The organism is Lentzea sp. NPDC004789 (assembly GCF_053601075.1).
In genome coordinates, this window is the sequence record NZ_JBSGBE010000012.1 from 24,240 (window position 1) to 37,256 (window position 13,017).

Below are 13,017 nucleotides of genomic sequence, written 5' to 3' on the forward strand. Positions count from 1 at the left end.
GCGACAACTAATTCGTCGTACCCGGTGGCAGCAGTTGCTGCACGTCGAGACGGCCGGACAGCACGTCCTCGGTGTCCATCATGTCGGCGACCCGCTGGAGCCGGATCGGGTTCAGCGACAGCGGGAACGTGCCCACGGACACGAGCGCGGCGGTCGGCTGGTCGACGTCCGCGTAGCTGGTCAGCGAGTCCTGCACGGCCAGCTTGTTGGCCTGTGCGCGCTGCTGGGCCTCGCGCAGCACGTCGCGGAAGACCTTCAGCGTCTTCGGGTTGGCCTCGGCGAACTTCTTCGACGACGCGTAGCCGGACATCGGGAAGTCCAGTGTCGGGCCGCGCGCGGTGTCGGTGAGGATCTTCGCGCCGATGTCGCGCTGGGCCTTCGTGATGAACGGTTCGATCATGAACGCCGCGTCGACCTGGCCCGCCTTGAGCGCGGTCGCCATGTCGGCGAACGGCATCGGCTTGAACCTGATCTTCTGCTTCTCGACCGCGGCCGTGTCCAGCACCGCACGGGTGGTCAGCGCGCCGATGTCGGTCTCGCTGTTCACCGCGATGATCGGGTTCGGCTTCTTGCCGGGGTCGTCGTAGTCCGACGACGCGGACGTGACCAGCGCCATCGAGTTCGGGCCCGCCTGGTAGGCCTCGCCCTGCAGCTGCAGTTCGGTGCCCTCGGCAACGGAGCGGAAGAGGCTGACGTGCGTGGCCCACGTGATGTCCAGCGTGGTGTCCAGCTGCTTGATGGCCTCGGCCTCGCTGGGTTGCGTGACCAGGTTGACCTGCAAGCCGGCCTTCTCGAACAGCTTCTCGGTCAGCGCGATCCGCAGCGGGGCGACGTCGACGACCGGAAGCACGCCGATGCGCAGGATGTTGCGCTCCACGTCCGCGGTGCCGCTGTTCGACGAACTTCCGAACAGGCTGCAGCTCGCGGTCAGAACACACGTGATGAGCACTGCGACAAGCCGCAGAGCTTTGGCTCGGGTAGCCATGGCACCTCTCGCCGGTAGGCCTTGAGTAGCATCGAGTTGATCAGTGAGTGTCGCCACAGACCAGGTAGTCCGCAGCCCCAACAGGGCGTTCGGACGGAGGCGAAGCGTGCCGACAACCGGGGATGTTAACCACCTGAACGTATGAAACGACACCCCATCTCGATACGGTGAGTGCTTCTGGAGACTTCCCCCGAGGAGGGGGTGGCCATTACGCTCCCCGCCGGGTGGCACAGGTCGCAGTAGAGGATCGTGTCTTCAGAACGGGGTAGGTCGCCTCACCGGGCGAACAACCTCTGTGCTGCAATTCGGCCCGTTTGACGAGTCCATGCTCGGTCCTGGGGAGAGACCGGGACACTGCTGCTGGAAGAGGAAGCCCAGAGTGGCCCGACGTGAGAGAGGTCCCAGCCAGTTTGGCGTGGGTGACACCACACGCTCCGAAAGGCCCGAATCGGGTGACGGACTGGCTGCGCTGGGTGACGGCACGATGAATGTGACACCGAACGCGGTGAAAGCAGACGTCGCGGCCGGACCCGGTTCAGGACCTGCCCGGTCTGCGGGGTGGCGGCTGCGCAACTGGCGGTTGCGCACGAAGCTGCTCGCCGTTCTGCTCATCCCGACGGTCTGTGCGCTCGTCCTGGGTGGTCTGCGCGTGCGCACCGACCTCCAGGCGGCGACGGAGCTCAACAACCTCGCGAACCAGATCCGCCTGGAGACGGCGGTCGCGGACCTGGTGCAGCAGCTTCAGCGCGAGCGCGACCTCTCGGTCAGCTACGTCGCGTCGAACAAGAAGGTCGACCGGGTCGTCCTGGAGCGCCAGCTGCGCCGGGTGAACGACACCAGCGAGGCGTTCAGCAACAAGATCGCCGAGCTGAGCTCCGACCTGAACCCGGCGGCCGTCGAGCGCTTCCAGGTCGCGTTCAACCAGCTCAACCGCCTGAACAGCCTCCGCAACTCGGTGCGCGACACGCAGTACCCCGCCGAGGCCGTCCAGCGCACCTACTCGGAGTCGATCGAGACGCTCATCAACCTCGGTGAGCAGACGATCTCCGAGATCAACGACCCCGAGCTGGTGCGACTGCACCTCACCACGAACGCCATCGCGCGGATCAAGGAGCAGGAGTCGCTCAAGCGGGCGATTCTGCTCGACGTCTTCCAGCGCAAGGCGTTCACGCCGTCCCAGCTGCGCGCCCTGCAGTCGGCCGACGCCGAGCTCGCGGCCGCCCGCAACGACTTCCGCAAGTCCGCGACGCCCGAACAGGCCAAGATCTACGACGACACCGTCACCGGCCTCATCGTCGACACCGCGAACGACATGCAGGAATCGGCGATCAACCAGCAGGCCGGCAAGAAGGACTTCAGCCAGCTGACGTCCGAGAAGTGGGACATCGCCGCCACGCTGACGGTCAACCTGACCCGTGACGTCGAGAACCTGCTGGTCGAGCAGCTGCAGAACAAGACGGACGACCTCGCGGGTGCCACCAGGACCCAGGCGTACCTCGCGACCGGCCTCGTGCTCGCGTTCCTCGCGCTCGCGCTGCTGATGGCGCTGTTCGTCGCCCGCTCGATCCTCAACCCGCTGCGCACGCTGCGCCGCACCGCCCTCGACGTCGCCGACCACGGACTCCCCGACGCGGTCGAGCGGATCCTCGCGGACCCGAACCCGGAGGACGCGGCCAAGACCGCCGTCGAGCCGGTGCCGGTGCACACGCGTGAAGAGGTCGGTCAGGTGGCGCGCGCGTTCGACGCGGTGCACGGTGAAGCGGTGCGACTGGCCGCCCAGCAGGCCCTCCTGCGTGACAACGTCAACGCGATGTTCGTCAACCTGTCGCGTCGTTCGCAGGCCCTGGTGGAACGCCAGCTGAACCTGATCGACCGGCTGGAGCAGGACGAGCAGGACCCGGACCAGCTGGCCTCGCTGTTCGAGCTGGACCACCTCGCCACCCGCATGCGCCGCAACTCGGAGAACCTGCTGGTCCTCTCCGGCACTGACCTTTCGCGCAGGCTCACCCGGCCCGTCCCGGCCGCCGAGGTCCTCGGCGCCGCGGTCTCCGAGGTCGAGCAGTACGCCCGCGTGCAGGTCGGCCAGACCCCGGACCTCACCGTCCAGGGCCGCGCGGTCAACGACCTCGTGCACCTCATCGCCGAGCTGCTGGACAACGCCACGGCGTTCTCCGACCCGGTCACCAAGGTCACCGTGCGCACGGCCAAGACCCGCAAGGGCGAGCTGGCGATCGAGATCCAGGACCGCGGCGTGGGCATGGGCGACCAGGAGATCCTCGACGCCAACGAGCGGCTGGCCGACCCGCCGGACGTCGACGTCGCGGTCTCCCGCCGAATGGGCCTGTACGTGGTCGCGCGGCTGGCCAAGCGCCACGACATCAAGGTCCGCCTGCGCGGCAACGAGGACATCGAGGGCGGCACGACCGCGCTGGTGCTCGTGCCGGAGACGCTGGTCTCCGCGCCCGGTGCCGGCCCGACGACCCCGCCGTCCGGATCCGGGATCGCCGGCGCGTTCGGCATGGCGCCCACGCAGAGCGGCACCGAGCTCACCACCGAGATCGGCACGACGGCCACCAGGGCGAGCGGCATCGCGGGTGCGTTCGGCGGTGCCACCGGCTCCGTGCCGAGGATCGACGAGTCGAGCCCGAGCATCCCGGTCAGCTTCGTCCCGAGCCCGCTCACCGACACCGGTGCGGGTGCGACGGCGGTCCCCGTCTACAACGAGACGTCCGCCCACGACGACGTTCCGGCGCAGGACTCGACGCCGTCCGAGCGGTGGCGGCGCGACCAGCTGGCGGCCGTGGAGCCGGAGGGCTCCTTCGGCGAACCGACCCTCTTCACGGCCTACGAGGACCGGCACGAAGAGGACGGCGAGATCTCCTTCGAGCCCGGCTACGAGACCACGCAGTTCGTGCCGATCCCCCCGATCGACGCGGAACCGGCCTCCAGCAACGGCGTCTCGCGAGCCCCGGTCGACACCGAGCTCGCGCACCGCAACGGCACCTCGGAGGCCTCCCGCAAGCAGGTCGAGCACGACCTGGACGCGCCGACCGAGCGCCTGCCGATCTACGAGGCGGTGCTGTCGCAGTGGTTCCAGGCCGTCGGCAGCGAGACGTCCGCGTCCACGGCGGTGCCGGTCCCACCGGCCGCCGAGAGCCCGGAACCCGCGCAGACCAACGGGCGGGCCGAGTCCATCAGGCTCGGCGGGCTGGACAAGGACAAGTCCGGCGTCGACTACATCGACGAGCCGGTGAAGACCCCTCCGCTCTCGGACGGGCCCGAGCCGGAACTGCCGACCCGCACCCCGAAGCCCGTCCCGGCGGTGACACCCACCACCACTTCGGCAGCAGGCCTGCCCGTGCGCCAGCCGCGCTCCAGGGTGAAGCAGGCGGTCGAGGAAGAAGTGACCGCACCCGCCGAGCAGGAGCGAGTTGTGGAACCGGAGCCCGTTGTGGAGGAGACTCCAGCGGCGGCACCCACTTCCGAGTCGGCTTGGCAATCGCCTGCCGATGAGGGATGGCAGGCGGCTCAGGCGTTGTTGAACAAGACGCCGGAGTCGAAGACAGCGGCAGGATTGCCGAAACGGACACCGAAGGCTCAACTCGTGCCAGGATCTGCAGCACCCAAGCCGCAGGCCGTGACACAGACGGCGCAGCGGCCCCCGCTGCCGCCACGCTCCGCCGACGCGGTGCGCGGACGGATGTCGAGCCTTCAGAGTGGTGTCCGGCGAGGCCGGCACGCATTGATCGAGGCATACGCTGGTGACCAGTCGAGCCGGCAGAACGAGGAGCAGGAGTGACGACCGCAGCGCAGCCAGGCAGCTTTGGTTGGCTTATCACCGACTTCGTGCGGAGGGTGCCCGGCGTGGCACATTCCGTCGTGGTGTCCGCGGACGGGCTGTTGCTCGCGGGGTCCCAGGGCCTGCCCAGGGACCGTGCAGAGCAGCTCTCCGCTGTCGCGTCCGGACTGGTCAGCCTCACACAGGGTGCTGCCCGCTGCTTCGAGGCAGGCGGGGTCAACCAGACCGTGGTCGAGATGGAGCGGGGCTACCTGTTCCTCATGTCGATCAGTGACGGTTCGTGCCTCGCCGTCCTGGCGGCACCAAACTGTGACATCGGCCTGGTGGCCTACGAGATGACGCTTTTGGTGGAGAGAGTCGGTCAACAACTCACCCCTGAGCTGCGCGCGCAGCTTCAGGGCGTGGTCCGTCGCTAGACCTCACTGGCAGTTCAGGGGTGAGAAGAGATGGCTGGAAGATCTGGCGCTAGAGGCCGGGGCTTCGGTAGGAACTTCAACTACCAGGAGTGGGCCGCTGGTGGGTTCCAGTTCGACGAGCCTGACGCGATTCCCCAAGAACCAGAGGAAGCCGAGGACGCACCCCACGATGAGCGGGTTACAGGGCAAGGGCTAGGCGATATGTCTCAGCGTGAGGTGGATGACTCGTCGTCGTATCCGTACGACGACGTGCCGAACCGGTTCGACATCGACGGCTACGGCACCGGGTTGTTCGGTGGCCCCGGTGCGGACCTCTTCGGCCAGCACGAGATGCCGGACGCCGTGCCGGAACAACTGCCGTACACAACCGGGCCGCAGCCGGTGTACACCACCGGCACGCAGCCGGCGTACAGCACCGGTGCGCAGCCCGTGGTGCGTCCGGAGGAGAATTCTTCTGCGGACTCGGGTTCACTGGTGCGGCCTTACACGCGCACCGGTGGACGCACACGACCCGACTACGACCTCGCCATCGAGGCACTGATCTCGACGAGCGAGCGGGGCCTGGAACGGGACGCCGCGGTGCTTCCCGAGCACAGGTCGATCTGCGGGCTGTGTGTGGACACTCGGTCGGTGGCCGAGGTCGCGGCACTCCTACGCTTGCCTCTTGGCGTCGTGCGGGTGTTGATCGGCGACATGGCAAGCATGGGATTGGTTTTGATTCACCAGGGCGGTCTGGTCGTGGGGGACCGGCCTTCCATGGAATTCCTGGAGAGGGTGCTCAGTGGGCTTCGCAGGCTCTAGTCCCCAGGGCGCCGAGGGCGCACGGAAGCCGACGACCTCCGCCAAGATCGTGGTGGCGGGTGGCTTCGGTGTTGGCAAGACGACGTTCGTCGGCTCGGTGTCCGAGATCGTCCCGTTGACCACCGAGGCGGTGATGACCGAGGCCAGCGCGGGGGTGGACGACCTCTCCGCCACGCCGAACAAGGTCACCACGACGGTCGCGATGGACTTCGGCCGCGTGTCGCTCGACAGCGACCTGATCCTGTACCTCTTCGGTACGCCGGGTCAGCACCGGTTCTGGTTCATGTGGGACGACCTGGTGCGTGGTGCCATCGGCGCCATCGTGCTGGTCGACACCCGCAGGCTGGCGGACGCGTTCGCGTCGATCGACTTCTTCGACGACCGGCAGCTGCCGTACGTCGTGGGCGTCAACTGCTTCGACGGCCTCCTGCACCACAGGCTGGAGGACGTGCGCGAGGCGTTGACGATCGACGAGTCGGTGCCGATCGTGACGTGTGACGCCCGCAACCGGCAGTCGACGAAGCAGACGCTCATCACACTGGTGGAGCACGCGATGCGCCAGTGGATGTCCGTCCGCGCCGGCTGACGTCCCTCGCCGGGACAACTGCAGAACGTGCGACGAGGCGAGCGCCACCTTCGGGTGCGGCGCTCGCCTCGTCGTTGCGGTCTGATCAGATGTGGGTTGCGTCCGTCGTGATGACCTCCTCCCGGTGCCGCGTGCGGCTCGTCAGATGTGGAGCTGGACCAGGTTCGGCAGCAGGCAGATGCTGAGGATGCCCAGGGCCGTGATGTTGGGGCAGCCCGACGGTCCGGCGGCGTCGTCATCGTCGTCGTCGCCGTCGTCACCCTTGGGTTCGTCGGTCAGCGCCGCCGTGTCGTCGGTGACCGTGACGGCCGACTCGAGGACCGGAGCGGGCGCAGGCGCGGCCTCGGGTGCGGCTTCGGGTGCGGCCGCCGGTGCCGCCACTTCGGCCACGGGCGGTGGCGCGGCCACGGCGGGAGCCGCCGGTGCCGGTGCGACCTCGATCTCCTTGACCGCCTGGACGTGCGCGGCGCCCATGTTCACGCCGGGGATCTGTCCGGAGTGGATGGCTTCCTTCATCGCGGCCGCCATGTCGAGCGCGGCCTGTGCGCCGGCGTTGACGTCGAAGCCCTCGCCGGTGGACAGCGGGACGTTCAGGGTGCCCAGGCTGACCGGCACCGAGTCGACGTTGTTGTTGCTGAGGCCGATGGTGACGTTGACGTTGTTGTCCTCGAGGACCTGGATGATCGGTTCGGCCTGAGCTGTTCCGGTTGTGAACGGCAGGGCGAATGCCAGTGCCGTTGCGGTGAGGACGGCTTTACGCGCCCACCGGGTGATGGCCATTTGCGCTGCTCCTCCTTCGTCGAGCGAGCGTCGTGAAACGCTCACGCCACTCGACGCTAGGTCGCGCTCTGGCCACGCAAGGGTGGACGTGCGGTTCGACCGGGGGATGACGGTCCGTCAGTCCTCGTCGACCAATGCGGCGGACGTGATGCGATGAAGGGGGAACCTCAGCACCTCTCCGTAGCTGTGGTCGTAGCCCTCGAGGACACCCCCGCCGACCACGTGCGGCTCCACCACGCGCTGTGCGGCCGTGCCGTGGGAGTCGACGAACCCGACGAGCACTCTCCGTCGCGCCCGTGCGGCCTGCTGGAGCAACGACAGGGTGGCGGACGGCCCGGCGCCGAGGTGGCCGGGGACGGCCACGCGTTCACCCCGTGGTGTCGCGGCGGCACGATCACCGGCTCGGACCAGCCGGACGAGTTCACCCAACCGTTCGTCGGCGGGCACGGCGGGTGACGCCGCTTTTCGGGCGGTCCGCTGTCGCGGTGTGGTCCGGCGGCCACCCGGTCGCAGGTCTAGGACCTGGCCGTCCGGGCCCTCCGCCGCCGGGGCGAACCCGGCCGAGCGCAGCCCGTCCAGCACGTCCGCCAGCGGCAACGGGCTGACCAGCACCGTCGGCGCGATCCGGCGCAGCTCCAGCCGGGCCGCCTCGGGATGCGCGAGAACCTCGCTGACCAGCACCGGGTCGTCGCACCGCAGGAACGAACCGGCAGCGCCGCCGCGCAGCCTCCCATGGCGCCGTGCGGCGTCGTCGATCAGATAGGTCAACGACTGCGGAACGGGCGTGCGTGAGCGGATCTTGAACAGTTCGTGCAGCTCATCGGCAGTGCGTCCGGCGTCGAGCGCGCGGCGGACCGTGGTCTCGCTGATCCGGTAGACCGTGGCGCCGCCCGCCGACTCGACGTCCGCGACGAGCGCCATCTCGTCCGCGAGCTCGGGTTCGAGCCTGCCGGGCGCGACGACGGTGAGGTCGGCCTGCACCAGCACGTGGTCGAGCGGTGCCGGCAGGGCGTCGGCGAGCGACTTGGCGGCGTGGCCGGGTCCCTCGTCGAGCAGCACCCGGCCCGCGCTGGTGATCGCGCCGAGGGCGAGCACGCCGACCGCGGTGCCCTCCTCGACCGTCCAGCGCACCAGCTCGTCGCGCTGCCGCCCGCCCCGGCGCGGTGCCCGCCAGCCGAGCAGTGCGGCCAGGTCGGCCGGGTCCGCGATCGCGGTGCCCCTGGGGAACGCGGCCAGCGTCTCCAGGACCCACCGGCGGTCGCGGGGTGCCTGCGCGCGGCGGATCTCGTCCGCGAGCGGGGTGAAGAGCCTGTCCTTCTCGTCGCGCCTGCCGACCAGCGCGGGCAGCCTCGGCAGCTCCAGCCAGGCGTGCGCGAGCGTGGCCCAGCGGACCTCGGCGGTCGCGGCGAGCCACACGTCGGCCTTCGTCGTCGGCACCCACTCGGGCTCGGCGGCCTCGGTGTTCGCGGCCAGGTCGGCGCCGACCACCAGTTCGATCAGCAGCGCGGCCCGGCGTTCGTCGACGTCGAGATCTTTGGCCGCCTTGCGCAGCTCGCGGACGCCCAGGCCGCCGGTCCGCAGCACCGGTGGCGGTTCCGCGGACCAGCTCGTGATCAGGTTCTCGGCGTGCCGGACGAGCTCCAGCGCCTCACCGCCGCCGGTGGCGTCGATGCCCGCCTGCTGCAGCGTGCTCGTCCTCGGCTTCGGCTCGGTGACCTGGATCGGGCCCAGGGGCCTGTCGCCGCGGAACCGCAGCGCGATCTCCCGCGGCAGCTCAACGGTGCCGGGATCGCGTCGCAGCAGCAGACCGCGGGCGAGGAGCCGTTGCACGGGCGTCTCCGCCTTGTCGAGCGGCACGACCCGGGAGGCGTCCTTGGTGTCGCCGATGGGCGGCCCGGCGGCGAGCTTCTGCAGCACCCGCTGCTCGCCCTCGGTGATGCCGTGCAGGTCGTACGTCTGCCCGGTCGCGCGCCCGAGCCCGCCGGGATACGTGCCGAACGCCTCCCGCGTGACCGGAGGGACCGACAACGCGTCGTCGTCACCCCACACCAGCGCGAGGGACTTCAGCTTCGCCACGGCCTGCTTGAGCGGCTTCGGCTTGACGTCCGGCCCGAGCACCGCGGCGAGTGTGGGCAACGCCACGGGCTCGGTGTCCGCGCCCTGCACGACCAGGGCTTCGAGCACGGCGAGCGTGAACGTGTCGAGGTCCTCGCAGGCACGCGCGATCGACGCCCTGGTGCCGACCCGTGTCGCGAGCACGGACATATCGGCAGGTGGAGGCGTTGCCAGGTCCGGGCGTGCGCGCAGCAGGGCGACGAGAGCAGCGTCGTCGCGGGCGCGCAGCCAGTCGGCGAGAGTGATGCCGGACATTCTCACCACGGTATATGGGCCGGTGGAGATCTCATCGTGCTCTGTCACACTTGTGCGCGTCATTGGGCACCACCGAGGAGGAGAACGTGGCGAAAGGACGCCCTGGACGGGTCGACCCGCACTGGCCGGAAGGGCCGGACGGCGGCCACCCCGTCACCGAACTGACCAGCGACTCGCAGGGTGCGCTCTCCCCGTTCGGCTCGGTGACGTTCCCGCTGCCGGTCGAGGACCTCGGCTACACGCACCCGGTCACCGAGATCAACAAGTCCTGAGTGGATTGTCAGGCCGGTCTTAAAACTGGTCGAGTCGCGTGAGTACCGCAATGGGCCCGGGGATAGGCTCGCTTCCCGCTTGAGCAGCACTTCGTGGGAGGAAGACGATGCCGGTCCCCGGCCCTGGTTACTCGATCACCGTTCGCCTGGAGGCGCCGCCGTCAGCGAGCGCTGCGGGTGACCTCACGACGGCCGTCGGCCGCGCCGGCGGAGTGATCACGGCGTTCGACGTCGTGGAGTCGCACAACGACCGCGTCGTCATCGACCTCACCTGCAACGCCCTCTCCGCGAACCACGCGAAGGACATCACCGACACGCTGGAGACGCTGCCCGGCATCGTCGTCCGCAAGGTGTCGGACCGCACGTTCCTCGTGCACCTCGGTGGCAAGATCGAGATCTCGTCGAAGGTGCCGCTGCGCAACCGCGACGACCTCTCCCGCGCGTACACGCCCGGTGTGGCGCGGGTGTGCGAGGCGATCGCCAAGAACCCGGACGACGCGCGCCGTCTGACGATCAAGCGCAACACCGTCGCCGTGGTGACCGACGGTTCGGCCGTGCTGGGCCTGGGCAACCTCGGTCCCGCCGCCGCGCTGCCGGTGATGGAGGGCAAGGCGGCCCTGTTCAAGAAGTTCGCGGGCGTCGACGCCTGGCCGGTCTGCCTGGACACCCAGGACACCGAGGAGATCATCCGCGCGGTCGAGCTCATCGCTCCCGTGTACGGCGGCATCAACCTCGAGGACATCTCCGCGCCGCGCTGCTTCGAGATCGAGGCCCGCCTGCGCGAGAAGCTCGACATCCCGGTCTTCCACGACGACCAGCACGGCACGGCGATCGTCGTCGTCGCGGCGCTGCGCAACGCCCTGCGCGTCGTCAACAAGGACATCAAGGACTGCCGCATCACGGTCTGCGGCGTCGGCGCGGCCGGTTCCGCGATCATCCGCCTCCTGCTGGCGCAGGAGCCCGGCGACATCATCGCCGTGGACGTCGACGGCATCGTGCACCGCGACCGCCCCGGCCTGGACGCGAACCTGAAGTCCATCGCCGCGTCGACCAACAAGGACAACCAGGCCGGCCGCCTGCACGACGCCCTGGTCGGCTCCGACGTGTTCATCGGCGTCTCCGCGCCCAACCTGTTCGGCGCGGAGCAGGTCGCGACCATGGCCAAGGACGCCATCGTCTTCGCCCTGGCCAACCCGGACCCGGAGATCGACCCGATGGAGGCCCAGCAGCACGCCGCCGTCGTGGCGACCGGCCGCTCGGACTTCCCGAACCAGATCAACAACGTGCTGGCGTTCCCCGGCGTGTTCCGCGGCCTGCTGGACGCGCACGCCCGCACCATCACCGACGCGATGCTGCTGGCCGCCGCGCAGGCCATCGCCGACGTGGTGGACGGCGACCGCCTGAACGCGTCGTTCATCGTCCCGTCGGTCTTCGACAACACGGTTGCCCCGGCCGTGGCGGAAGCAGTCCGCAAGGCGGCGCAGTCCTGATTGCCGGGAACGCGGGAGCCCTTCGTTTCCTCCGGGGGAACGCGAGGCTCCCGCGTTCCCCCGGGGGCGGGCATACGATCGCCGTATGACCAAGCAGTTCACCCACCTGGACTCGCAAGGCGCGGCCCGCATGGTCGACGTCTCAGGCAAGGAGCAGACCACCCGGACGGCCGTGGCCACCGGAGTCCTGCACACGACCGCCGAGGTGGTCGAACTGCTGGGCGCCGACGACCTGCCCAAGGGCGACGCCCTGGCCACGGCCCGCATCGCCGGCATCATGGCCGCGAAGCGCACCTGGGAGCTCGTGCCGTTGTGCCACCCGATCTCGCTGTCGTCGGTGGTGGTGGACCTGGCCCTGGCCGAGGACTCGGTCCTGATCACGGCCACCGTCCGCACCACCGACCGCACCGGGGTGGAGATGGAGGCCCTCACCGCGGTCTCCGTGGCGGGCCTGACCCTGCACGACATGGTGAAGTCCGTGGACCCGGCCGCCACCCTGGACGCCGTCCGCGTCGAGCGCAAGGAAGGCGGCAAGTCGGGCCTGTGGGAGCGTCCGTGAAGGCCGTGGTCGTCACCGCCTCCAACCGAGCCGCCGCCGGTGTCTACGCCGACCGCAGCGGTCCCTTGATCGTCTCCTGGCTGGAAGACCGCGGCTTCGAGGTCTCGGACCCGGTGGTCGTGCCGGACGGCGAGCCGGTCCGCGAGGCACTGGCCTCCGCCGTCGCGTCGGGTGCGGACCTCGTCCTCACCACCGGCGGCACCGGCATCAACCCGACCGACCGCACCCCGGAGGCCACCCGAGCGGTCCTGGACTACGAGGTCCCGGGCCTGGCCGACGCCATCCGCATGTCCGGCTGGCCGCGGGTCCCGGGCTCGGTCCTCTCCCGAGGCGTGGCCGGCGTCGCGGGCCGGACCCTGATCGTCAACCTGCCGGGCTCGACCGGCGGAGTCCGGGACGGCCTGGACGTCCTGGCCACCGTCGTAGAACATGCCCTGGACCAGTTGCGCGGAGGTGACCACAAATGAGCGTCGTGCTGAGGGCGGTCGTGACCGAAGAGCCCCTCTCGGTGGCCGAACACGAGGCCCTCGTCACCTCGGACCGGGCAGGCGCCGTCGTCACCTTCTCGGGCGTGGTCCGCGACCACGACGGCGGCAGGTCCGTCCTGGAGCTCGAGTACCACTCCCACCCCTCCGCGGGCGACGTGGTGGCCGAGGTCGTCGAGTCGCTCGCCGGGAAGTACTCCGGCGTCCACGGCATCGCGGTCTCCCACCGCGTGGGCCCGTTGAAGATCGGTGACGTGGCGTTGGCCTGCGCGGTGGCGGCCGAGCACCGCAAGGAGGCCTTCTCGCTGTGCGCGGACCTCGTCGACGAGGTCAAAGCACGCCTGCCGGTGTGGAAGCGCCAGGTCTTCTCGGACGGCAACGACGAGTGGGTCAACTGCCCCTGATGCACGAAAACGCAGGCAGGGACCTCACCGCCGGGGGGTCGCGGTGAGGTCCCTGGTTCCTGCGTCAGCC

General features: G+C 69.6%; 10 protein-coding genes and 1 pseudogene. 8 read left to right on the plus strand and 3 right to left on the minus strand.

All coding sequences use genetic code 11. The features are described 5' to 3' along the window. Nucleotides 1-7: 7 nt before the first annotated feature. Nucleotides 8-985, minus strand: a complete 978-nt coding sequence (locus ACWEIJ_RS25775; protein WP_449839803.1) for an ABC transporter substrate-binding protein — start codon at nt 983-985, stop codon at nt 8-10. A gap of 484 nt (nt 986-1,469) precedes the next feature. On the opposite strand from ACWEIJ_RS25775, the gene ACWEIJ_RS25780 reads away from it, so the two are divergent. Genes ACWEIJ_RS25780 through ACWEIJ_RS25795 form a run of 4 tightly spaced genes read left to right on the plus strand, consistent with a single transcriptional unit; the run spans nt 1,470 to nt 6,587 of the window. After that, nucleotides 1,470-4,784 (plus strand): nitrate- and nitrite sensing domain-containing protein, encoded by a 3,315-nt coding sequence (locus ACWEIJ_RS25780; RefSeq protein ID WP_449839804.1) that lies wholly within the window; start codon nt 1,470-1,472, stop codon nt 4,782-4,784. Further along, nucleotides 4,781-5,200, plus strand: a complete 420-nt coding sequence (locus tag ACWEIJ_RS25785; RefSeq protein ID WP_030470879.1) for a roadblock/LC7 domain-containing protein — start codon at nt 4,781-4,783, stop codon at nt 5,198-5,200. The genes ACWEIJ_RS25780 and ACWEIJ_RS25785 overlap by 4 nt, the downstream gene beginning before the upstream one ends. Nucleotides 5,201-5,230: 30 nt before the next feature. After that, a complete protein-coding gene (locus ACWEIJ_RS25790; protein WP_449839805.1) occupies nt 5,231-6,001 on the plus strand; it encodes a DUF742 domain-containing protein in 771 nt (256 codons plus the stop codon). After that, nucleotides 5,982-6,587: a GTP-binding protein gene (locus tag ACWEIJ_RS25795; RefSeq protein WP_030470877.1), complete on the plus strand. Its 606-nt coding sequence runs from the start codon at nt 5,982-5,984 to the stop codon at nt 6,585-6,587. The genes ACWEIJ_RS25790 and ACWEIJ_RS25795 overlap by 20 nt, the downstream gene beginning before the upstream one ends. Nucleotides 6,588-6,728: 141 nt before the next feature. Here the strand turns inward: ACWEIJ_RS25795 and ACWEIJ_RS25800 are convergent, their stop codons facing one another. Beyond that, nucleotides 6,729-7,367 carry a hypothetical protein gene (locus ACWEIJ_RS25800; RefSeq protein ID WP_449839806.1) on the minus strand — a complete coding sequence of 213 codons (639 nt, stop codon included), beginning with the start codon at nt 7,365-7,367 and terminating at the stop codon, nt 6,729-6,731. 117 nt (nt 7,368-7,484) lie between these two features. Continuing rightward, nucleotides 7,485-9,737 (minus strand): helicase-associated domain-containing protein, encoded by a 2,253-nt coding sequence (locus ACWEIJ_RS25805; protein ID WP_449839807.1) that lies wholly within the window; start codon nt 9,735-9,737, stop codon nt 7,485-7,487. 86 nt (nt 9,738-9,823) lie between these two features. On the opposite strand from ACWEIJ_RS25805, the gene ACWEIJ_RS25810 reads away from it, so the two are divergent. The 4 genes and pseudogenes from ACWEIJ_RS25810 (at nt 9,824) to ACWEIJ_RS25825 (ending at nt 12,947) form a co-directional block, all read left to right on the plus strand. Continuing rightward, nucleotides 9,824-10,009 (plus strand): hypothetical protein, encoded by a 186-nt coding sequence (locus ACWEIJ_RS25810; RefSeq protein WP_355448731.1) that lies wholly within the window; start codon nt 9,824-9,826, stop codon nt 10,007-10,009. Between the two features lie 107 nt (nt 10,010-10,116). Further along, on the plus strand, nt 10,117-11,499 hold the full coding sequence (locus ACWEIJ_RS25815; protein ID WP_449839808.1) for a malic enzyme-like NAD(P)-binding protein: 1,383 nt from the start codon (nt 10,117-10,119) through the stop codon (nt 11,497-11,499). An 85-nt stretch (nt 11,500-11,584) separates the two neighbouring features. After that, nucleotides 11,585-12,058 carry a cyclic pyranopterin monophosphate synthase MoaC gene (gene moaC, locus ACWEIJ_RS25820; RefSeq protein ID WP_449839809.1) on the plus strand — a complete coding sequence of 158 codons (474 nt, stop codon included), beginning with the start codon at nt 11,585-11,587 and terminating at the stop codon, nt 12,056-12,058. Further along, nucleotides 12,055-12,947, plus strand: a pseudogene (locus ACWEIJ_RS25825) (molybdenum cofactor biosynthesis protein MoaE). The gene moaC and the pseudogene ACWEIJ_RS25825 overlap by 4 nt, the downstream one beginning before the upstream one ends. The last annotated feature ends 70 nt before the right edge of the window (nt 12,948-13,017 follow it).